This is a genomic window from Acidovorax sp. MR-S7 (genome assembly GCF_000400995.2).
GTDB lineage: Bacteria > Pseudomonadota > Gammaproteobacteria > Burkholderiales > Burkholderiaceae_C > MR-S7.
In genome coordinates this window covers 16,361-36,615 of record NZ_DF238917.1, presented here as the reverse complement: position 1 = coordinate 36,615, position 20,255 = coordinate 16,361, and the positions used below count along the sequence as shown (strand labels likewise).

Below are 20,255 nucleotides of genomic sequence, written 5' to 3'. Positions count from 1 at the left end.
GGCCCGGCCCCCCCCTGAAGCTGTCGCTCTCGGGCGCGGACGCCGAGCACTTCCAGCAGGTGCCGCACGGCCGGCCGCCGCGCTACACGCTGCGGCTCGGCGGGGCCGATGGCTGCGTGCTGCGGCTGCCCGTCGCCGCGGCGGTCACTGGGCCGTGATCTTGCGCTCCTTCACGATCGCGCCCCACTGGTCGTACTCCTTCTTCATGAAAGTGGCGAACTCCGTGCGCGTCGTGGGGTGGGGCGACAGGCCGTGCTTGTTCAGCGCGTCCTTCACGCCGGGGTCGTTCAGCACCTTGACGATCTCCACGTTCCAGCGGTCGAGCAGCGGCGCGGGCGTCTTGCCCGAGGCCATGAACGAGTACCAGTTGAGCGCCTCGAAGCCCGGGAAGCCCGACTCCGCCACCGTGGGGATATTGGGCAGGTAGGCCGGCCGCGTCAGGCCCGTGGTGGCCAGCGGGATCAGCTTGCCGGTCTCCACGTGCGGCATGGCCGTGGGCGGCGCGGCGAAGTAGCTGGTCACGCGCTCGCCCAGGAGATCCTGCAGCGCGGGCGCGCCGCCCTTGTAGGGCACGTGCACCATGTCGATGCCCGCGCGCTGGTTGAACAGCTCGCCCGCGAGGTGCGAGGCCGAGCCCGCGCCGGTCGAGGCGAAATCCACGCTGCCGGGCTTCTTCTTGGACAGTTGCACGAACTCGGCCAGCGTCTTCGCGCCCGCGCCCTTGTGGACCACGAGCACGTTGGGGAAGTACACGCCGCCGGAGATGGGCGCCAGGTCCTTGAACGGGTCGTAGGCCAGCTTCATGAGGTGCGGCGCGATGGTCAGCGGCCCCACGGAGCCCAGCAGCAGCACCGTGCCGTCGGCCACGCCGGCGGCCACCTGCTGGTGGGCGATGTTGCCGCCCGCCCCGCCCTTGTTCTCCACCACCACGGACTGGCCGATGTTCTCGCCGAGCTTCTTGGCGATCAGGCGCGCCGCCGCATCGGCCGCGCCGCCGGCCGCGAAGCCGACGACCAGCGTGACGGGCTTGGCCGGGGGGAAGTCCTGGGCCATCGCCGGGCTGGCGAAGGCCAGGAAAGCGGCCGCTGCAGCGGCGGCCTGGATCAGGGTGCGTTTTTTCATCGTGAGGCTCCTTCGCGGACGTTTTAAGTGAAATCGGGCTCTAGCGCATAGAGGGTAAGCGCGAGTAGCTATCTTTTTTGAAGCGGCTGGTCATGCCAGTGCCGGGTTGCGCAGCGGCTGCCCCGCGCGCCAGCGCGCGAGGTTGTCGAGGAACAGCGCCTCCACGCGCGCCGCGTTGCCGTCCGAGAAGCCCGCGCTGTGCGGCGTGGCGATGACGCCGGGCAGGCGCCACAGCGGCGAGTCGGGCGGCAGCGGCTCGTGCGCGAACACGTCGAGGTAGGCGCCGGCCAGCCGGCCGGTGCGCAGCGCGGCGATGAGCGCGGGTTCATCGACCACCTCGCCGCGCGCCACGTTGATGAGGTGCGCGCCCGCGGGCAGGTGCGCGAGCGCCGCCGCGTCCACCAGGCCGCGCGTGCGTTCGGTCAGCGGGCAGGCCAGCACCAGCCAGTCGGCGCGCGGCAGCACGGCGGGCAGGTCGCCATAGGCCACGCATTCGGCGCAGCCTTCCGTCTGCGCGCGTTCGCGCCGTACGGCCACCACGTGCAGGCCCAGCATGCCGAGCCATGCGCCGATCTGCTGCCCGATGGCGCCCCAGCCCACGACCACGGCCGTCTGCCCCGCCAGGTCGCGCGGCAGGCCGGTGCCCATAAGCGAGGCCCAGCGCCGCTCGCGCTGTGCGGCCAGCAGTTCGGGAAAGCGCCGCGCCAGCGCCAGCACGCCGGCCAGCGCGGTCTGCGCGACCACGGCGGCGTTGGTGCCGGCCGAGGTCGTCACCTGCACGCCGCGCGCGCGCAGCTCCACGTACACCGGCCGGTCGGCGCCGGCCGAATGCACGTGCACCCAGCGCAGCGCGGCCTGGGCGCGCATCGCATCGTAGAAGCGGGCCGTACCGGGCTGCACCTCGTGCTTGGTCGAGAGGCCCGTCACGTCGCGCGAGACGAAGGCCGCGTCGAACGGCGCGCCGCGCTCGGCCTCCTCCAGCGACACCGGCACGGCCTGCGCGGCCAGCCGCTCGCCCAGGCGCGTGCGCGCAGAGTCCGACAGCAGCAGGCGCGGCGGGGCGGTCATTGCGCCTCCGCGCCCGAGGCTTTCACGATCTCCTTCCACTTCTCGTACTCGCGCCGCGTGAACGCGCCGAACTGCTCGGGCGTGCCGCCCACCGGGTCGGCGCCCTCGCGGATCATCTGCTCCTGCAGCGGCGGCAGCACATCGTTGACGGCGCGGTTCAGTGCGGTGACGACGGACGCGGGCGTGCCCTTGGGCGCGAAGAAGCCGAACCATGAGCCCGCTTCGAAGCCGGGGAAGCCCTTCTCGGCCACGGATGGCACGCCCGGCAGCGAGCGCGACGGCTTGGGGCTGGAGACGGCCAGCGCGCGCAGCTTGCCCGCGTGGATGTGCTGGATCACCGAGGGGATGGTGGCGAACATGAACTGCAGCCGCCCCGCGAGCAGGTCGTTGAGCGCGTTCGCGCCCTTGTAGGGCACGTGCAGCGGCTCGGCGCCCAGGCGCTGGCCCAGCATGTAGCTCGACAGGTGCGAGGACGTGCCCACGCCGGTGGAGCCGTAGCTCAGCTTGCCGGGGTTGGCCTTCAGGTAGGTCACGAATTCCTCGAACGTCTTCGCGGGCACCGAGGGATGGACGACGAGCACGTTGGGCACGTCGGCGAGCTGCACCACAGGCACCAGGTCGGTGAGCGGGTCGTAGGGCAGGTTCTTGTAGAGCGTCTGGTTGATCGAGATCGGCCCGACCGAGTTGACGATCAGCGTATAGCCATCGGGCGCGGCGCGCACCACCTCGGCCGTGCCGATGTTGCCGCCGCCGCCGGGCTTGTTGTCGATGATGAACGACTGCCCCAGCTTCTCGCCGAGCTTCTGCGCGACGGCGCGCGCAAGGATGTCGGTCGTTCCGCCCGCAGTGAAGGCGACGACGATGCGCACGGGCTTGGCGGGCCAGCGCGCCTCCTGTGCCTGGGCGGTGGCGGACGCGGCGAGCAGCAGCGCGAGGCCGCCGGCCGCGCACAGGCGGCGGCGGATGGTGGTGAGGGGCTTCATGGTCTTGTCTCCTGGTGGTTGTGGGGGGGAAGGCTTCAGTCGAAGCCGTAGAGCACGGCGGGGTTGTGCACGAGTACGCGCTCGCGTTCCTGCGCGTTGGGCAGCCAGCGCGCCAGCAGGTTGAGCAGGGCGCCGTCGTCGGGCATCTGCGCGCTGTCGTAGTAGTTGATGTGGGGCCAGTCGCTGCCCCAGACGACGCGCGCGGGGTTGGCCTGCAGCAGGGCGCGGGCGAACGCGTCCACGTCGGCGTAGTCCTGCCTGCCGGCGGTGTTGCGGTCGGCGCCGGAAATCTTGGTCCAGGCCTCGCCGCGCTCCAGCATGCGGCACAGGTGCGCGAAGCCGGGGTCGTCCACGCCGCGCGCCGTGGCCATGCGGCCCATGTGGTCCACCACCAGCGGCAGGCCCAGGCGCAGCAGGCGCTCTGCCTGCGCGGGCAGGTCGGGCGCGTGGATCCACACCTGCGCGTGCCAGCCCCGGCGCGCCAGGCGCGGCGCCAGCGCTTCGAGCACGTCCAGCCCCACGCCGTTGCGGTAGACCGCGTGGCCGTCACGCTGGAACAGGTTCACACGTACGCCGCGGATGCCGGCCTCGTGCCAGCGGTCCAGGTCGGCGTCGGAGGTCGCGGGCGAGGGCACGGCCACGCCGCGCAGGCGCGCGGGGTACTTTTGCAGCGCCTCCAGCACCGCGCCGTTGTCCAGGCCGCTGGCGCTGCCCGTCACGAGCACGCCGCGCGCCAGGCCCAGGCGGTCGAGGTGGGCGATGAAGGCGTCGGCCGGGAATTCATCCGGGGTGTAGCTGCGATCCTGCGCGAGCGGGTGGCGTGCGTAGGGGCCGAACACGTGGGCATGGCTGTCGCAGGCCAGCGGCGGCACGGCGAAGGCGGGTGCCGTGTGCGCGGCGAGCGGCGGCAGGCAAGGGCGGGTCATGGCGCGGCTCCCGGCATCAGGTGTTGGCGCCGGCCAGGCGGCCGGACTGCGCGAGCTTCTGCGCGCGCTGGTCTTCCTGCTGCAGCAACTGGCCGAACGCCGCGGCGGACAGCGGCCGGGGCGTGCTGCCCAGCGTCTGCAGGCGCTGGCGCACCTGCGTATCCGCCAGCGCCCGCGCCAGGGCGGCGTTCAGCGCGGCGACCACCTCGGCCGGCGTGCCGCGCGGCGCGAGCAGGCCGGTCGAGGTGGTGGCGTCGAAGCCCGCCAGCCCGGCCTCGTGCAGCGTGGGAACGTTCGGCAACTGCGGGTCGCGCTCCTTCGACAGCACGGCCAGCGGGCGCAGCGCGCCGGACTGGATGTGCTGGATCGAGCTGGAGAGCTGGTCGCAGATCAGGTCGGTCTGCCCGCTGATCGCGTCCACCAGCGCCGGGGCCGAGCCCTTGTACGCCACGAGGTTGAAGCGCGCTCCGGCCGCCTCCTCCAGCAGCATCAGCGCCACGTGGTTGGTGGTGCCGGGGCCGGCGTGGCCCGCCGTGATCTCGCCGGGGCGTGCGCGCAGCTCGCGCAGCAGCGCGGCCACGTCGGGCAGGCGGGTGTTGCGCGCGCTGGTGGCCAGCACCAGGGCGGTGCCCGACACCAGCCCCACGGGCTCGAAGCTCTGCAGCGTGTAGCCGGTCTTCACCATGCGCGGCAGCACGACCAGGGCATTGGGCGTGGTGACGAGCAGGGTGTGGCCGTCGGCCTCGGCGCGCGCCACGGCGGTGGCGCCGATCGCGCCGCCCGCGCCCGCGCGGTTGTCGACGACGATGCTCTGGCCCAGCGCCCCCTGCAGCGCCGGGGCGATGGCGCGCGCCACCAGGTCGAGGTTGCCGCCCGGCGCGAACGGCACGACCAGCGTGACGGGCTTGCGCGGGAAGGCGGTGTTGGCGAGGGCGGAAAGCGGGGCGGCGGCGCAGGCTGCCGCCCAGCCCAGCAGGTGTCTGCGGCTGGTGGTCATGGGGCTTGTCTCCTTGTCGTTGTGGGTGGCGGGAATCAGTCGCGGTAGCTGGGGTCGGTGCGGTCGAGCATGCGCAGCAGCGCCGGCCACTCCATCACCCCGTAGGGCCGGCGTGTGCCGGGCTGGTAGTTGTTCCAGGTTTCTTCCAGCACGGCCTGCGGCACCTGGGCGAAGGGGCTACCGGCGCTCATGGCCCCGAGCTGGGCGCGGCACGAGAGTTCGAGCCGGTGCATCCAGTTGAACGCCTCGCCCACGGTGCGGCCCACGGTGAGCGCGCCGTGGTTGCGCAGGATCAGCGCCTCGCCCTGGCCCAGGTCGGCGATCAGCGAGGCCTGCTCGGCCGTGTCGAGCACCACGCCCTGGTAGTCGTGGTAGCCGATCTTGAGGAAGCGCATGGCCGTCTGCGTGATCGGCAACAGGCCGCATTCCAGCGCGGAGACCGCCATCGACGCCCAGCTGTGCGTGTGGATCACGCAGTCCACCTCGGGCCGCGCGTGGTGCACGGCGCTATGGATCACGTAGCCGGCCTTGTTGATGCCGTAGTTGAGATCTCCGAAGTCGGGCTTGGCGAGGATGGTGCCGTCGTGGTCCACCTTGATGAGGCTGGAGGCGGTGATCTCCTCGTACATCATCCCGTAGGCGTTGATGAGGAAGGCGCCTTCCTCGCCCGGCACGCGCGCCGAGATGTGGTTGGCCATCATGTCGGCCATGCCGTAGCGGGCCACGAGCCGGTAGCAGGCGGCCAGGTCCACGCGGGCCTGCCATTCGGCATCGGTGCAGTGGGGGCGCATCGAGGGGATCTGCAGGACGCCCATCGGGGGGGAAGTGGTCATGGAATGCTCCTTTGGAATGAAATGGGCCTCTGGCGCTTGTTTGTCAAGCGCCGATAGCTCTTTTTTTGATAGCGTTGTCAGTCGCTGCCCACGCCGATGGGGTTGGGCTGGCGCCGCTCCGTGTGGTGGCGCAGCAGCGCCGCCGTGCGGAAGATGCCGTGGGCGAACTTGCCGTAGGGCAGCGTGGCGAACAGGGCCATCACCGCGCCCAGGTGCAGGCACAGCAGCAGCGCCATGCCGCCCGTGCCGCGCGCGGCCCACAGGGCCAGGCCGCTGGTGGCGATGAGGAACAGCAGCGCGATGAAGCCGCGATCCATGGGGCGCTGCGCGGTATCGCCGTGCGCCGGGTCGCGGCGCAGGTTCAGGCGCCACAGGCCCGCCGTGCCGATGGTCAGCATCACGCCGCCCACGGCGCCCAGCAGCTTCGGCAGGCTGGGCAGGTCGTAGGGCGCGGGCAGGGCCAGCAGGTAGTGGTAGAGCGTGGCCACGCTGGTGGCCGCGAAGCACAGCAGGAAGCCGTAGAACGTCAGGTGGTGGCAGCGGCGGCGCGAGAGGGTGTAGGCGTCGTCCTCGTTCGGGCAGCCGTCGCCGTGGCCGCCGTCCAGGTACTTCAGGCGCAGCACGTCGTGCGTGGCTTCCAACGTGGCGGGGGCGGGCAAAGGCGCGCCGCTGGTCACGGGCGTGATGTCGCGCCAGAAGCGCCGCACGCCCAGCGCGAGCGCGAGCACGGCGAACAGGAACACGGGCGCGAACAGGCCCACCAGCAGGTTGTGCGGGAACAGGCTGTAGAAATCCGCGCCCGGCGCGCTGAACAGCGAGCCTTTCAGCGCCACGGCCAGCACCAGGAACAGCGCCAAGCCCGCAGCCAGCGCGAGCGAGAGCGTGAGGCCGTTCTTTTGGTAAAGGCTGCCCAAAGCAGCAGGCCAGGCGTAGTCGTGGTACGTCTGCCCGCGCACCCTGGCCATGGCCTGGGGGATGTTCACCGCGAACTCGTGCGGCGGCGCGTACTGGCAGGCGTGCAGGCAGGCGCCGCAGTTGTGGCACAGGTTGGCGAGGAAGTGCACGTCGGCCTTGGGAAATTCGAGCCGCCGCGTCATCGCGGGGAACACGGCGCAAAAGCCCTCGCAGTAGCGGCAGGCGTTGCAGATCTGCAGTTGGCGGGCGACTTCGTTCTCGGCCAGCGAACGGGCGTCTTGCACCAGGGCTTCAAGCTGCTGCATGTTGCGCTCCCATTTCAGTAGCTACCAGCGCTTGCAGGGTCTGCGCCGGAGCCTGTTTCGATGCCAAAGCCGCGTTCCGGCCCGCGATGCGGCCGAAGGCCGTGCCGATGCTCATGCCCACGCCGGCCGTGTAGCCCTTGCCGAGCACGTTGCCGGCCATCATTTCGCCGGCCACGAACAGGTTGGGGCTGGCCGCGCCTTGGAAGCGCACGGCGGCCGTGTCGTCGGTCTCCAGGCCCAGGTAGGTGAACGTGACGCCGGGCTTGAGCGCGTAGCCGTAGAACGGCGCGGTGTCGATGGGGCGTGCCCAGTGGGTCTTGGCGGGGGTCACGCCTTCGGTATGGCAGTCGTCCAGGGCGGTGTGGTCGAAGGTGCCCACGCGGCAGGCGGCGTTGTAGCTGTCCAGCGTGCGCATGAAGGTCTCGACCGGCAGGCCGAGCTTGTGCGCCAGCTCGGGCAGCGTATCGGCCCGCACGCCCGGGAACACCGGCGGCATGAAGCGGCCGATGGCCTTGCTGTCGATGATCGAGTAGCCGATCTGCCCCGGCTGCTGCGCCACCAGCCGCCCCCAGATCGCGTAGCGCTTGGGCCAGAAGTCCTCGCCCTCGTCGTAGAAGCGCTCGGCCTCGCGGTTCACCACTACGCCCAGCGACACGCAGTCGATGCGCGTGCAGATGCCGCCGTCGTACAACGGCGCGCGCGCGTCGATGGCCACCATGTGCGCCTGCGTCGGGTCGCCGATGCGGTCGGCGCCGTGGTCTTCGAGCAGGTGGCGCAGCAGCACGCCTTGGTTGAAGGCCGTGCCGCGGATCAGGAAGTTGTCCGAAGGCCATTCGCCGCGCGCGTTCCGGCCCCAGGCCTCGCGCAGCCAGTCGCGGTTGGATTCGAAGCCGCCGGCCGCCAGCACACAGGTCTTGGCGGCGATGCGCTCGCCGCCCTCCAGGCGCGCGGCGACGAAGCGGCCGTTGTCCAGCTCGATGCGCTCCACGGGCACTTCGTAGCGCACCCGCACGCCGAGGGCTTCGGCGCTGCGGTAGTAGGCGTTGACCAGCGCCTTGCCGCCGCCCATGAAGAAGGCATTGGTGCGCGCCACGTGCAGCGCGCCCGACAGCGGCGGCTGGAAGCGCACGCCGTGGCGCCGCATCCAGGTACGGCAGGCCGAGGAGTGGCGGATCACCAGGCGCGCGAGGTGCTCGTTGGTGATGCCGCCGGTGACTTTCAGCAGGTCCTGCCAGAACTCCTCTTCCGGATAGGCCTCGACCAGCACGTCCTGCGGCGCGTCGTGCATGCAGCGCAGGTTGCGCGTGTGGGCGGAATTGCCGCCGCGCCAGGCGCGCGGCGCGGATTCGAGCAACAGCACGCTGGCGCCCGCTTCGCGCGCCATGAGCGCAGCACACAGGGCCGCGTTGCCGCCGCCGATGACCAGGACATCGGGGTCCATGGGCTCTCCTAGGTTTTGTGGGTGCGGCGAATGTAGGGGGCACGGGCCGGCGCGTGCAGGCGCCCCCGGTCATGGGGGTATCACTAAAACCGATGGCAGATTCCGCCCCATGCCGACCTGATAGATTGGGAGGCTTTGTGACGGCCCGAAGAAGCCAATGAACGTCCAGCAACTCGAAAACGAACTCTGGGAGGCCGCCGACCAGCTCCGCGCCAACTCCAAACTCACCGCCGTGCAGTACGCCATGCCGGTGCTGGGCCTGATCTTCCTGCGCCACGCCGACAACCGCCTGCATGCCTACCTGCCCGCCATCGAGGCCGGCATTCCCCGCCAGGTGCCCGCCGCGCAGCGCGAGCAGCTCATCAAGCTGAGCTTTGCGGGCAAGGCCGCCATCTACCTGCCCGAGGCCGCGCGCTTCTCCCGTATCGCCAGCCTGCCGCAGGGCGCGGACATCGGCGGCGCCATCGACCATGCGATGGACTTGATCGAAGCCGAATACGAGGTGCTGGCCGGTGCGCTGCCGCGCGGCTACACCGCCTTCGAGCCCGACTTGCTGGCCGAACTGGTCAAGATCTTCGACCGCCCCGCCATCCGCGCCGCCACCGGCGACGTGTTCGGCCGCATCTACGAATACTTCCTCAACAAGTTCGCCATGAACAGCGCGCAGGAGGGTGGCGAATTCTTCACCCCGCCCTCGCTGGTGCGCATGATCGTGAACGTCATCGAGCCCGACCACGGCCTGGTGCTCGACCCGGCCTGCGGTTCGGCCGGCATGTTCGTGCAGACCGGCCACTTCATCGAGGACGTGCGCCACCAGGTGACGAACGACGCCGTCACCTTCCACGGCCAGGAAAAGAGCGACAGCAACGCCAAACTGGCGCGCATGAACCTGGTGGTGCACGGCCTGGATGCTAGCAACATCCGCCAGGGCAACACCTTCTACGACCAGATACCCCAGCTCGTCGGCCAGTGCGACTTCGTCATGGCCAACCCGCCCTTCAACGTGGACGGCGTGGACACGAAAAAGGTGGAAGCCCAGGTGGGCGAAGGCGCACGCCTGCCCTTCGGCCTGCCCGGCACCAACGGCAAGACCGGCGCCATCAGCAACGCCAACAGCCTGTGGATTCAATATTTCTACAGCTACCTGAACGCCACGGGCCGCGCCGGCTTCGTCATGGCATCGAGCGCCAGCGATGCGGGCAACAAGGACCGCGACATCCGCGAAAAGCTCGTGCGCACCGGCCACGTGGACGTGATGGTCGCCATCGGCACCAAGTTCTTCTACACCCGCAGCCTGCCTTGCACGCTGTGGTTCCTCGACAAGGGCAAGGGCGACGACCTGCGCGATCAGGTGCTGATGATCGACGCGCGCAACGTCTACACCGTCGTTTCCGCCAACTCCCACGTCTTCACGGACGAACAGCTCGCCAACCTGGGCGCCATCGTCTGGCTGTACCGTGGCGAGGCGGAAAAGTTTGTCGGCCTCGTCCACCGCTACCAGCGGCAGGCCGCGCAATGGCTGGCCAAGCTGCCCGAACGCCTGAAGGCCGACGATGCCGCCGTCGAGCGCCTGGCCGCGCTGCTGCGCGACTTTGCCGACAAGGCCCAGCTCGCGCAGCTCAACAAAGACCAGCCCGAAGACGCCCACATCACGCAAGCAGAACTCGACGCCTTCAAAACAGACGCCGCGCTCCCTCTCCCGCTTGCGGGAGAGGGCCGGGGTGAGGGCGGGGGTGTGGGTGACACGGCAACCCTGCTGCGCGCCGCCCGCCAAGCCTGCGAATCGGTCGCCCCCATCAACGGGCGGCACATCATCCAGGGCAGCCACGACCACCACGCCAGCGTGCAACACGGTTTCGACGAACTCGCGCCGCCATTGAAAGCCCTGTCCAAGGCCATCGAAACCCGCCACAAGCACTGGCTGGGCCTGCTGACCCGCGCCGAAAAAACCTTGCGCGCCCGCCTCTCGCCCGCCTTCGACGCCAAGGCCGCGCGCGAAGCCCGGCGCGCGCTGCTGGCGGCAGACGCGAAGAAGCAGGAAGAAGCCACCGTGCGCGACGAGGTGCTGGAGGCATTGCGGCAAGCGGGCTACTTCATCGCGCAGGCGCATTGGCTGCTCAGCCGCTTTCCCGATGGCTGGTTCGTGGACGTACCCGGCCTGTGTAAGGCCGTGACGCTGGATGACATTGAGGCCAACGACTGGTCGCTGACGCCGGGGCGCTACGTGGGCGTGGCTGCGGCCAGCGAGGACGAGAAAGAAAATTTTGCCGAGAAGCTGCGGGAGATTCACGCGGAGCTGGCGGAACTCAATGAGAAGGCGGTGGTGCTGGCGGGGAGGATTGCGGGGAATTTGGAGGGATTGCTGGCATGACGTGGTGTGAGGTCACGTTCGAGTCGCTGTATGCCACGCCCAGTCGGAACGGCGTATACAAGAGCAAGGAACATCACGGTAGCGGCGTGCCCATCGTGAATATGGGGGAGATGTTCGCGTTTGATCGCATCGGCAATCAGCCCATGTCGCTGATTCAGATGTCCGATGCCGAAATGGAAAAGAGCGGCCTCGCAGATGGCGACTTACTATTTGGTCGCCGTTCTTTGGTTGAGGAAGGGGCGGGAAAATGCACGATCGTCCGCGATCCTTCCGGGCCGCTGACCTTTGAGTCGTCGATTATTCGGGTTCGACTGAACCAGTCGTTAGCGGACCCGGAGTTCTATTTCAACTACTTCCGCTCGCCTGTCGGGCGCTCCAAGATTCAAGCCATCGTGGGTGGCGCAGCGGTTAAGGGAATTCGCGGAAGCGATCTGAAAGAGATAAAAGTTCACTTGCCTGACTTGAGCCAGCAGAAGGCGATTCGTATGGTGGCCACAAATTACGACGACCTCATCGCCACCAACCAGCGCCGCATCGGCCTGCTCGAAGACGCCGCTCGGCGGCTCTACCGCGAGTGGTTCGTGCATCTGCGCTTTCCCGGTCACGAGGCCGTGTCGGTGGTGGATGGCGTGCCGCAGGGGTGGGCAGCAGGCAAAGCGTACGACTTCATCGCAGTTCTCAGTGGCGGAACGCCGAAAACCGGCGTCGAACACTACTGGGGAGGTGATATTCCGTTTTTCACACCCAAGGACAGCCCGGATTCGTTCTATGTTCTGGCGACTGAGAAAGTGCTGACGGATATGGGGCTTGCCAACTGCAATAGCCGCCTTTACCCGAAGGACACCACTTTCATCACAGCACGCGGCACTGTGGGAAAAATTGCGTTGGCGCAAAAGCCGATGGCCATGAACCAGTCCTGCTACGCGCTTGCCCCGAAATCGGGCTACGACAGATTGTTCCTCTTTCTTGCAATTCGAGAGGCTGTGGAGCACTTCAAGCAAGTGGCAAGCGGTGGGGTGTTCGATGCCATCGTCGTTGACACCTTCAAGACAATTCCATTCATATTGCCGCAAGCGGATGTCACACTCGTATTTGGCGACAAGGTTCGACCGGTTTTTGAGCAGATTGAAACCTTGCTGCTCCAAAATCGCAACCTGGCCCAAGCCCGCGACCTGCTCCTGCCCAAACTCATGTCCGGCCAACTCGACGTTTCCAGCATCGCCTTGCCCGAGGAGAATGCGATATGACCACGGTTGCCGCCTCCATTCCCGTGCTGCGCTGGGCCGCACAGCGTGCGCACCTGCACGACGCAGACGTGGCCGCGCGCTTTCGCAAATGGCCGTTGTGGCTCACGGGTGAGGCGCAACCCACGCTCAAGCAACTGGAAGACTTCGCCCGCCTGACACATACCGCCTTTGGCTATTTCTTCCTGCCCCAGCCGCCCGCGCTGGCACTGCCGGTGCCCGACTTCCGCACCGTGCGTGACGAGGCTTTGGCTGAACCCAGCAGCGCCCTGCTGGACACGCTCTACCTGTGCCAGCAGCGGCAGGATTGGTATCGGGACTACGCGCGCGTGCATGGCCTGCCGCCACTGGCCTTTGTCGGCAGCGCGAATGGCCGGGAGACGCCCGAGGCGGTGGCGCAGCGGATGCGCGAGACGCTGGGCCTGGACGCCGAGGCGCGACGCCAGTTGCCAACGTGGGCGGAGGCGCTGCGCCAGTTGATTGCCAAGGCTGAAGACGCCGGTGTGCTGGTGATGACCAGTTCCGTGGTCGGCAGCAATAGCCATCGCAAGTTGGATGTGGGTGAGTTCCGTGGCTTTGCGCTGGCCGATGACCTTGCGCCGCTGGTGTTCCTGAACGGCGCGGACAGCAAGGCCGCGCAGATGTTCACTCTGGCGCATGAACTGGCGCATGTGTGGCTGGGCGCGACGGGCGTGTCGGACACGCAGGCAGGCCAGGTGCCCGAACAGCAGACCGAGCGTTGGTGCAACAAGGTGGCGGCGGAGCTGCTGATGCCCTTGCAGGCGCTGTGCGCGGTGTACCGCTCCGATGTGCCGATCCCGGACGAAATCCAGCGGCTGGCGCGCGAGTTCAAGGTCAGTACGCTCGTTGCCTTGCGCCGCCTGTTCGACGCGGGCTTCGTCGATCAGGCCACGCTGTGGCAGCACTACCGCGAGGAGCAGGCCCGGCTGCGCGAACTGGAACAACGCAGCGGTGGCGGCGGTGATTTCTACCGCTCGCTGGGCGCGCGCGCCAGCAAGCGTTTTGCGCGTGCCATCGTGTCCAGCACGCTGGAAGGGCTGACTTCGTTTCCCGAAGCGTTCCGGATGCTGGGCCTGCGCAAGACGGCGACTTTCCATGAGGCGGCGCGTGAACTGGGAGTGGTCACACCATGAGTTATCTGCTGGACGCCAATGTGTTCATGGCTGCCAAGAACCTGCACTACGGCCTGGATTTTTGTCCGGCGTTTTGGGACTGGCTGGTCCATCAGGTGAATACAGGCGCTGTCTTCAGCATCGACAAGGTGGCCGACGAGATCGCGGCGGGGGCTGACGAGCTTTCGGCCTGGGCCAGTGACCGGGGCGACGGCTTGTTCCGCCGTACCCATGCGGCGCTGGCAGCGCAGTTCGGCCAGGTCAGTGCCTGGGCGACCGGGCAGCACTACACGCCTGCCGCCATCAATACGTTCTTGCAGGCCGCAGATTTTTATCTGGTGGCGCATGCGCTCGCTGGTGGCCATGTGTTGGTGACGAATGAGACGCCAGCGACCTCGCCGGGGCGTATCAAGATACCCAATGCCTGCGTGGGCCTGGGCGTGCGTTTCATGACGCCCTATCAGATGTTGCGCATCGAGAGGGCGCGTTTCGTGCTGGGGGCGGCAGCATAGTGGCCAAAAAGGACTATTCCGAAGACCTGCTGATCCAGGCCCCCACCGCCGAGTTTCTGGAAAAGGAACTCGGCTGGCAGAGCGTGTTCGCGCAGGACGAGGAGGACTTCGGGCCGGACAGCCTGCTGGGCCGCAAGGACGACACCGAGGTGGTGCTCACGCGCGAGGTGCTGGCTGCGCTGAAGCGCCTGAACCCCGGCCTGCCGGATGCGGCCTACGGTGACGCGCTGGCACAGGTGGTGCAGGACGACATCACCAAGGGCTTCATTGCCAAGAACGAGGAGAAATACAAGCTGCTGCGCGACGGCGTGCCGGTGCAGTTCAAGGACAAGGCAGGCCGCCGGGTGGACAGGCGGCTGCGGCTGATCGACTTCGACGAGCCTGGCAACAACCGCTATCTGGCCGTGCGCGAGCTGTGGGTGCGCGGGCGGCTGTGGCTGCGGCGGCCAGACGTGATCGGCTTCGTCAACGGCCTGCCGCTGGTGTTCATCGAACTCAAGCGCTTCGAGGCGCACATCGACAGCGCCTACAAGAAGAACTACGCCGACTATCTGGACACCATCCCGCATCTGTTCCACTGGAATGCGCTGGTGCTCATCTCCAACGGGCACGATGCGCAGTACGGCTCGCTGACTTCGACCAAGGAGCATTTCTACCGCTGGAAGCGGCTTCATGAAGATGACCCGGAACCGGCCAAGGACCAGCCGCTGCTGCCTATCCTGCTGGAGGGCATGCTGGAGCAGCGCCGCCTGCTGGACATCGTGGAGAACTTCATCCTGTTCGACGCCAGCGAGGGCGCGGTGAGCAAGATCGTGGCGCGCAATCACCAGTACCTGGGTGTGAACCGCGTCATCGAGCGGCTGACTTCCACCGACCCGAAGGTCATGGCCGAGGTGGATGTGGGGCAACTGGGCGTGTTCTGGCACACGCAGGGTTCGGGCAAGTCGTATTCGATGGTGTTTCTGACCGAGAAAATCCACCGCAAGCTGTCGGCGGCGTGGACGTTCGTGGTCATTACCGACCGCACGGAACTGGACGAGCAGATTGCTTCCACCTATACGAACTGCGGGCGTGCCAACAGCAAGACCGATCAGGCCAAAAACGGCGCGGCCCTGCGCGCCATGCTGCGCGAACAGAACCGGCGCTACGTATTCGGGCTGATTCAGAAGTACCGCGAGCGGGTGACGCAGGCGTATTCGGAACGCGAGGACATCATCGTCATCAGCGACGAGGCGCACCGCACGCAGTACGGGCGGCTGGCGCTGAACATGCGCAAGGGCCTGCCGCGCGCCAAGTTTCTGGGCTTCACCGGCACGCCGCTGATCGAGGCGGCGGAAAAGCAGCTCACGCGCCAGGTGTTCGGCGACTATGTGTCCATCTACGATTTCCAGCGCGCCGTGGCCGACGGCGCGACGCTGCCGCTGTTCTACGAGAACGCGGGCGAGAAGCTGAAGATCGTCGATCCCCAGGTGAGCGAGCGCATCGGCCGGCACATCGAGGCTGCCAAACAAGCCGCCACGCTGGACGACCCGTGGACAGACGAGAAGGAAGACAAGCTCTACCGCGAACTGGCGCGCGACTACCCCATCCTGACCTCGCCCACGCGGCTGGACAAGGTGGCGGCGGATTTCGTAGCGCACTTTCACCAGCGCTGGCGCGTGGCGGAACCCGGTGGCGGCAAGGCGCTGATGGTGTGCCTGGACAAGATCACCTGCGTGAAGATGCACGACCTGATCGCCGCCAAGTGGCAGGAGCAGACCGAGCAGCTTCACCAGGCCGTGCTGGCCGACGAGGTGCTGTTTGCTGCCAAGGGCAAGCCGTTCACGCCCTTGCTCAAGCAGCGGCGCGCGCAGGTGGACTGGATGCGTGCCACCGAAATTTGCGTGGTCGTCTCGCAGGAGCAGGGCGAGGTGGCCGAGTTCGCCAAGTGGAAGAACTTTCGCGATGAGCCGCTGGACATCCGGCCGCACCGCGCGAAGATGGTCAAGCGCGATCTGGAAAAGGAGTTCAAGAAGGCCGAGCACCCGTTTCGCGTGGCTATCGTCTGTGCGATGTGGCTGACCGGCTTCGACGTGAAGAGCCTGGCCACGCTGTACCTGGACAAGCCCATGCAGGGCCACACGCTGATGCAGGCCATTGCCCGCGTGAACCGCGTGGGCGGCGGCAAGAAGCACGGCCTGATCATCGACTACAACGGCATGATCCGCAGCCTGCGCCGGGCGCTGGCGACGTTTGCGCAAGGCGACCGCGCGGGCACCGGCAAGGGCGAAGCCGAGCAGGACACGGTGCGCGACGATACCGAGGCGCTGACCGAATACGCCGACAGCCTGAAGGCCGGGCGCGAATTTCTGGGCGACCTGGGCTATGACCTCGATGCGTTGATTGCGGCCACCGGCTTCGACAAGCAGCACAGGATTCTGGAGGCGGTGAACCTGCTGTGCGAAAGCGACGAGCGCCGCAAGACCTATCAGGTCATCGTGGAGGACGCGCAGGCGCGGCATCGGGGCCTGTTTCCGCATCCTGGCCTGTTTGCGCACGACGCCGAGGAGGGCGCGCTGGCGGCCATCTACAACAAATTGCGGGATGCACGGGTCGCTCCCGACGTGAGTGCGTTGTTGCAGGATCTGTATGACGTGGTCGATGTCGCGGTGGCTACCGAGCCGCTGGTCGTGCGGCAGCCCGTGCAGCGCTTCAACCTTTCCAACATCGACTTCACACGCTTACGCGCCGAGTTCGAGAAAACGCCGTTCAAGAACGTGGCGGCAATGAACCTGATGGAGAAGATCGAGCAGCGGCTGGCGGCGATGGTGGCAGCCAACCCGACGCGGGTCGATCTGTATGAGCGCTACCAGGAGATCGTGCAGACGTACAACAAGGACAAGGACGCCGCTGAAATCCAGAAGGTGATGGACGATTTGTTCGCCTTCAACGACCGTTGCAGCGAGGAAGAGCGGCGTTATCTGCGCGAAGGGCTGGAGAGCGAGCAGCAACTGGCAGTGTTCGACCTGCTGCAAAAAGACGCGCTCACCAGGAAGGACCGCGAGGCGATCAAGCAGGTGGCCAAGGAACTGCTGGCCAAGCTGAATTCAGGCAGGCTGCAAATTGACCACTGGCGCGAAAAGGCCACGGCGCAAGCCCAGGTAAAGGCCGAGATCATCAAGCACCTTTTCGAGTTTCTGCCTTCGGGCGCATACGACGCTGACGAGATCAGCCTAAAAGCCGGGGCGGTGTTTGCACACATTTATACCCAAGGCGGCGCTCCGATGATTCACTGATGCCGTCAATCCGGCGCAGCCATGAGCGTGGTGCCCACCCATTGCCCTGCCTCCACCAGGGTGCGCACGCAGTCGGCCAGCACCACGCGCGTGGCCAGCGCTGCGGGCGAGAGTTCGTCGTCCGACAGGCTGCACAGAAGGTTCACGCGCCTAGCCTGGTCGTCGGACAGACGCGCCCAGCGAAAGCGCTGGGCCGCGTCCGGGTAGCGGCCCATGGCGGCCCAGGGCTGCAGCGTGGAGCCCAGGCCCGCGTCCACGGCGGCCATCACCATGGCGAGCGAATCCACCTCCAGCACCACGCGCGGCGCCACGCGGGCGCGGGCGAAGGCGGTGTCCAGCGTGCTGCGCAGGCCGTGGGGCCCGGTGGGCAGGATCAGTGGCTCGTCGGCCAGGTCCTGCGCGGTCACGGTGGCCGGCAGGGCCGGCGCGCCGTGGCCGCGGATCAGGAACAGGTCTTCCTCCAGCAGCGGCAGGATCTCCCAGTGCCGCCCGCCGCCGGTCTGCCCGCCGGGGTGCAGCCGCGTGTCGAACAGCACGGCCAGGTCCAGCTCGCGCGCGTTGAGCATGGCCGTGAGGTGGCCTGACATGCCCTCGACCATGTGCAGCCGCACGTCCGGATAGCGCTCGCGCATCGCGCGCATCAGCGGCAGGCCCAGCACCGCCGAGGTGGTGGGCGCCAGCCCCACGCTCACGCTGCCCGACAGCCGCGCCTGCTGGGCCGCGCGCACGGCCTGCTCGGCATGGCGCAGCGTCAGCTGCGCCTCGCGGTAGAAGGCCACGCCGGCCTCGGTGGGCGCCACGCCGCGCGGCGTGCGGTGCAGCAGGCGCGTGGCCAGCTCGCCCTCCAGCCGCGTGATCTGCTGGCTCAGGGCGGACTGCACCATGTCCAGATCGAGCGCCGCGCGGCTCATGGAGCCGCGTTCGACGACGTGGACGAAGTAGCGCAGCTGTCGCAGTTCCATGGGGCACCGGGTGGAAGGAGGGGCTGGGATAATCGCACACCTATATGAGCAAGCAACGTGTCGTCGTGGGCCTGTCCGGCGGAGTCGATTCCGCCGTCACGGCCTATCTTCTGAAACAGCAGGGCCACGAGGTCGTCGGCATCTTCATGAAGAACTGGGAGGATGACGACGACAGCGAATACTGCTCGTCCAACATCGACTTCGTGGACGCCGCCGCCGTGGCCGATGTGATCGGCATCGAGATCGAGCACGTGAACTTCGCGGCCGACTACAAGGACCGCGTGTTCGCCGAGTTCCTGCGCGAATACCAGGCGGGCCGCACGCCCAACCCCGACGTGTTGTGCAACGCCGAGATCAAGTTCAAGGCCTTCCTGGACCACGCCATGCGCCTGGGCGCCGAGAAGATCGCCACGGGGCACTACGCGCGCGTGCGGCAGAACCCGGCGACGGGCCTGTTCGAGCTGCTCAAGGGGCTGGACCCGGCCAAGGACCAGAGCTACTTCCTGCACCGCCTCAACCAGGCGCAGCTCTCCAAGACGCTGTTTCCGGTAGGCGAGCTGCACAAGACCGAGGTGCGCCGCATCGCCGAGGAGATCCGGCTGCCCAACGCGAAGAAGAAGGATTCGACCGGCATCTGCTTTATCGGCGAGCGGCCGTTCCGCGAGTTCCTCAACCGCTACATCTCCCGGGAGCCCGGCCCCATCTTCGACGACCGGGGGCGCACGCTGGGCCAGCACGTGGGCCTGTCGTTCTACACGCTGGGCCAGCGCCAGGGCCTGGGGATCGGCGGGGTCAAGGAGAAGGGCGCCCAGCGCGGCGCGGGCGACCACGCGCCGTGGTTCGTGGCGCGCAAGGAGCTGGAGACCAACACCTTGCGCGTGGTGCAGGGGCACGACCACCCCTGGCTGCTGTCGCACACGCTGGTGGCGGGCGACGCGAGCTGGGTGGCGGGCATGCCGCCCGCGGTCACCGAGCTGGCCGCCAAGACGCGCTACCGCCAGCAGGACGCGGCCTGCACCTTCGGCGCGCATGGGGCCGAGGCCTTCGCGCTGCGGTTCTCCGAGGCCCAGTGGGCGGTGACGCCGGGGCAGTCCGCCGTGCTCTACGACGGCGAGGTCTGCCTGGGCGGCGGCGTGATCGCGTCGGCCGACGCCTAGGGCTCCGATGTCCGCGCCGCGCATTCCGCCGATCCAGGGCCTGCTGGCTTTCGAGGCGCTGGCGCGGCTGCGCAGCGTGACGCTGGCGGCGCACGAGCTGAACGTGACGCCCAGCGCCGTGAGCCACCGCATCCGGCAGATGGAGGTGCTGCTCGGCGTGAAGCTGTTCGCGCGCGGCGATTTCAGCCTGAGCCCGGCGGGCGCGGCCTACATCGCGCGGGTGCGCGAGGCCATCGCCGTACTGCAGCAGCTGCCGGGCGCGACGCCGGCGCCCAGCGCCGCGCGGCTGCGCGTGGCGGTCACGCCCACGTTTTCGCGCGAACTGCTGCTGCCGCGGATCGCGCGCTTCCGCGAGGCCTACCCGGACATCGAGCTGATGCTGCAGGTGGCGATCCCGGTGCACAACGTGATGGCCGAGGAGGCCGACATCGAGCTGCGCTTCGGCTCCGGCCATTTCCCCGAGCGCGAGTCCATGCACCTGCTGGGCGACGAGGTCTGCCCCGTCTGCAGCCCGGAATACCTGGGCGAGGCGGGCGCGCTGGGCGACTTCTCCACCGACGAGGCGGTGGCGCGCGCGCGCCTGATCCGCTCGCCGCTGGAGCCTTGGCGCACCTGGTTCAGGGCCTGCGGCATCACGCAGCCCGAGCCCACGGTGGGCAGCCAGTTCAACGACCTGGGGCTGGTGTGGGACGCGGCCGTGGCCGGCTTCGGCGTGGCGCTGCTGCGCCTGCGCCTGGGGCGGGCGTGGCTCGACAGCGGCCGGCTCGTGCGGCTGTCGCCGCGCAGCGTGCCTTCGCCGCACGACTACTACCTGTGCTGGCGACCGGGTGCGCTCGAGCGCTGGGAATGCGCGGCCTTCGTGGACTGGCTGCCGCGCGCGCTGGCCGTGCCGGACGCCGCGTAGTTACCGCAGGTTGCAGGTCCGCCCGCCACGGCGGCGCTGCGGCGTGAAAATGCTTCACGTGCAGGGGTAGCATTTCTCACGCTGCGCGGGCGACGACCTTTCTACAG

At 68.1% G+C, this 20,255-nt stretch carries 16 protein-coding genes; 7 read left to right on the top strand and 9 right to left on the bottom strand.

Going from position 1 to position 20,255, the window contains the following annotated elements:
• Positions 1 to 144 precede the first annotated feature (144 nt).
• The 8 genes from AVS7_RS10030 to tcuA all read right to left on the bottom strand — a co-directional run bounded on the left by AVS7_RS10030 (position 145) and on the right by tcuA (position 8,590).
• A complete protein-coding gene (locus AVS7_RS10030; RefSeq protein WP_020228327.1) occupies positions 145 to 1,122 on the bottom strand; it encodes a tripartite tricarboxylate transporter substrate binding protein in 978 nt (325 codons plus the stop codon).
• A gap of 90 nt (positions 1,123 to 1,212) precedes the next feature.
• Positions 1,213 to 2,190: a D-2-hydroxyacid dehydrogenase gene (locus AVS7_RS10025; RefSeq protein WP_020228326.1), complete on the bottom strand. Its 978-nt coding sequence runs from the start codon at positions 2,188 to 2,190 to the stop codon at positions 1,213 to 1,215.
• Entirely contained in the window at positions 2,187 to 3,173 is a 987-nt protein-coding gene (locus AVS7_RS10020; RefSeq protein WP_020228325.1) for a tripartite tricarboxylate transporter substrate binding protein, read from the bottom strand. The genes AVS7_RS10025 and AVS7_RS10020 overlap by 4 nt, the downstream gene beginning before the upstream one ends.
• 35 nt (positions 3,174 to 3,208) lie before the next feature.
• A complete protein-coding gene (locus tag AVS7_RS10015; protein ID WP_020228324.1) occupies positions 3,209 to 4,099 on the bottom strand; it encodes an amidohydrolase in 891 nt (296 codons plus the stop codon).
• Positions 4,100 to 4,115: 16 nt separating this feature from the next.
• Positions 4,116 to 5,096 (bottom strand): tripartite tricarboxylate transporter substrate binding protein, encoded by a 981-nt coding sequence (locus AVS7_RS10010; RefSeq protein ID WP_020228323.1) that lies wholly within the window; start codon positions 5,094 to 5,096, stop codon positions 4,116 to 4,118.
• A gap of 35 nt (positions 5,097 to 5,131) precedes the next feature.
• On the bottom strand, positions 5,132 to 5,929 hold the full coding sequence (locus tag AVS7_RS10005; RefSeq protein WP_024001287.1) for a class II aldolase/adducin family protein: 798 nt from the start codon (positions 5,927 to 5,929) through the stop codon (positions 5,132 to 5,134).
• A 77-nt stretch (positions 5,930 to 6,006) separates the two neighbouring features.
• On the bottom strand, positions 6,007 to 7,149 hold the full coding sequence (gene tcuB, locus AVS7_RS10000; RefSeq protein WP_020228321.1) for a tricarballylate utilization 4Fe-4S protein TcuB: 1,143 nt from the start codon (positions 7,147 to 7,149) through the stop codon (positions 6,007 to 6,009).
• A complete protein-coding gene (gene tcuA / locus AVS7_RS09995) occupies positions 7,136 to 8,590 on the bottom strand; it encodes an FAD-dependent tricarballylate dehydrogenase TcuA (RefSeq protein WP_020228320.1) in 1,455 nt (484 codons plus the stop codon). Before tcuA ends, tcuB begins: the two co-directional genes overlap by 14 nt.
• Positions 8,591 to 8,747: 157 nt before the next feature.
• On the opposite strand from tcuA, the gene AVS7_RS09990 reads away from it, so the two are divergent.
• Genes AVS7_RS09990 through AVS7_RS09970 form a run of 5 tightly spaced genes read left to right on the top strand, consistent with a single transcriptional unit; the run spans position 8,748 to position 17,125 of the window.
• Positions 8,748 to 10,961 carry a class I SAM-dependent DNA methyltransferase gene (locus AVS7_RS09990; RefSeq protein WP_020228319.1) on the top strand — a complete coding sequence of 738 codons (2,214 nt, stop codon included), beginning with the start codon at positions 8,748 to 8,750 and terminating at the stop codon, positions 10,959 to 10,961.
• On the top strand, positions 10,958 to 12,208 hold the full coding sequence (locus AVS7_RS09985) for a restriction endonuclease subunit S (RefSeq protein WP_020228318.1): 1,251 nt from the start codon (positions 10,958 to 10,960) through the stop codon (positions 12,206 to 12,208). Before AVS7_RS09990 ends, AVS7_RS09985 begins: the two co-directional genes overlap by 4 nt.
• Positions 12,205 to 13,359 carry an ImmA/IrrE family metallo-endopeptidase gene (locus AVS7_RS09980; protein WP_020228317.1) on the top strand — a complete coding sequence of 385 codons (1,155 nt, stop codon included), beginning with the start codon at positions 12,205 to 12,207 and terminating at the stop codon, positions 13,357 to 13,359. Before AVS7_RS09985 ends, AVS7_RS09980 begins: the two co-directional genes overlap by 4 nt.
• Entirely contained in the window at positions 13,356 to 13,850 is a 495-nt protein-coding gene (locus AVS7_RS09975; protein WP_020228316.1) for a DUF4411 family protein, read from the top strand. The genes AVS7_RS09980 and AVS7_RS09975 overlap by 4 nt, the downstream gene beginning before the upstream one ends.
• Positions 13,850 to 17,125, top strand: coding sequence for a type I restriction endonuclease subunit R (locus AVS7_RS09970; RefSeq protein ID WP_020228315.1), 3,276 nt, complete (start codon positions 13,850 to 13,852; stop codon positions 17,123 to 17,125). Before AVS7_RS09975 ends, AVS7_RS09970 begins: the two co-directional genes overlap by 1 nt.
• A gap of 5 nt (positions 17,126 to 17,130) precedes the next feature.
• Here AVS7_RS09970 and AVS7_RS09965 read toward each other — a convergent pair whose 3' ends face one another.
• A complete protein-coding gene (locus AVS7_RS09965) occupies positions 17,131 to 18,087 on the bottom strand; it encodes a LysR substrate-binding domain-containing protein (RefSeq protein ID WP_020228314.1) in 957 nt (318 codons plus the stop codon).
• A gap of 44 nt (positions 18,088 to 18,131) precedes the next feature.
• On the opposite strand from AVS7_RS09965, the gene mnmA reads away from it, so the two are divergent.
• A complete protein-coding gene (gene mnmA, locus AVS7_RS09960) occupies positions 18,132 to 19,244 on the top strand; it encodes a tRNA 2-thiouridine(34) synthase MnmA (RefSeq protein ID WP_020228313.1) in 1,113 nt (370 codons plus the stop codon).
• A gap of 7 nt (positions 19,245 to 19,251) precedes the next feature.
• Positions 19,252 to 20,148 carry a LysR substrate-binding domain-containing protein gene (locus tag AVS7_RS09955; RefSeq protein ID WP_020228312.1) on the top strand — a complete coding sequence of 299 codons (897 nt, stop codon included), beginning with the start codon at positions 19,252 to 19,254 and terminating at the stop codon, positions 20,146 to 20,148.
• The last annotated feature ends 107 nt before the right edge of the window (positions 20,149 to 20,255 follow it).

Excerpts from the sequence above, each read along its gene's own strand:
- AVS7_RS10030 (WP_020228327.1), bottom strand. The coding sequence starts at position 1,122 with ATGAAAAAACGCACCCTGATCCAGGCCGCCGCTGCAGCGGCCGCTTTC.
- AVS7_RS10025 (WP_020228326.1), bottom strand. The coding sequence starts at position 2,190 with ATGACCGCCCCGCCGCGCCTGCTGCTGTCGGACTCTGCGCGCACGCGC.
- AVS7_RS10020 (WP_020228325.1), bottom strand. The coding sequence starts at position 3,173 with ATGAAGCCCCTCACCACCATCCGCCGCCGCCTGTGCGCGGCCGGCGGC.
- AVS7_RS10015 (WP_020228324.1), bottom strand. The coding sequence starts at position 4,099 with ATGACCCGCCCTTGCCTGCCGCCGCTCGCCGCGCACACGGCACCCGCC.
- AVS7_RS10010 (WP_020228323.1), bottom strand. The coding sequence starts at position 5,096 with ATGACCACCAGCCGCAGACACCTGCTGGGCTGGGCGGCAGCCTGCGCC.
- AVS7_RS10005 (WP_024001287.1), bottom strand. The coding sequence starts at position 5,929 with ATGACCACTTCCCCCCCGATGGGCGTCCTGCAGATCCCCTCGATGCGC.
- tcuB (WP_020228321.1), bottom strand. The coding sequence starts at position 7,149 with ATGCAGCAGCTTGAAGCCCTGGTGCAAGACGCCCGTTCGCTGGCCGAG.
- tcuA (WP_020228320.1), bottom strand. The coding sequence starts at position 8,590 with ATGGACCCCGATGTCCTGGTCATCGGCGGCGGCAACGCGGCCCTGTGT.
- AVS7_RS09990 (WP_020228319.1), top strand. The coding sequence starts at position 8,748 with ATGAACGTCCAGCAACTCGAAAACGAACTCTGGGAGGCCGCCGACCAG.
- AVS7_RS09985 (WP_020228318.1), top strand. The coding sequence starts at position 10,958 with ATGACGTGGTGTGAGGTCACGTTCGAGTCGCTGTATGCCACGCCCAGT.
- AVS7_RS09980 (WP_020228317.1), top strand. The coding sequence starts at position 12,205 with ATGACCACGGTTGCCGCCTCCATTCCCGTGCTGCGCTGGGCCGCACAG.
- AVS7_RS09975 (WP_020228316.1), top strand. The coding sequence starts at position 13,356 with ATGAGTTATCTGCTGGACGCCAATGTGTTCATGGCTGCCAAGAACCTG.
- AVS7_RS09965 (WP_020228314.1), bottom strand. The coding sequence starts at position 18,087 with ATGGAACTGCGACAGCTGCGCTACTTCGTCCACGTCGTCGAACGCGGC.
- mnmA (WP_020228313.1), top strand. The coding sequence starts at position 18,132 with ATGAGCAAGCAACGTGTCGTCGTGGGCCTGTCCGGCGGAGTCGATTCC.
- AVS7_RS09955 (WP_020228312.1), top strand. The coding sequence starts at position 19,252 with ATGTCCGCGCCGCGCATTCCGCCGATCCAGGGCCTGCTGGCTTTCGAG.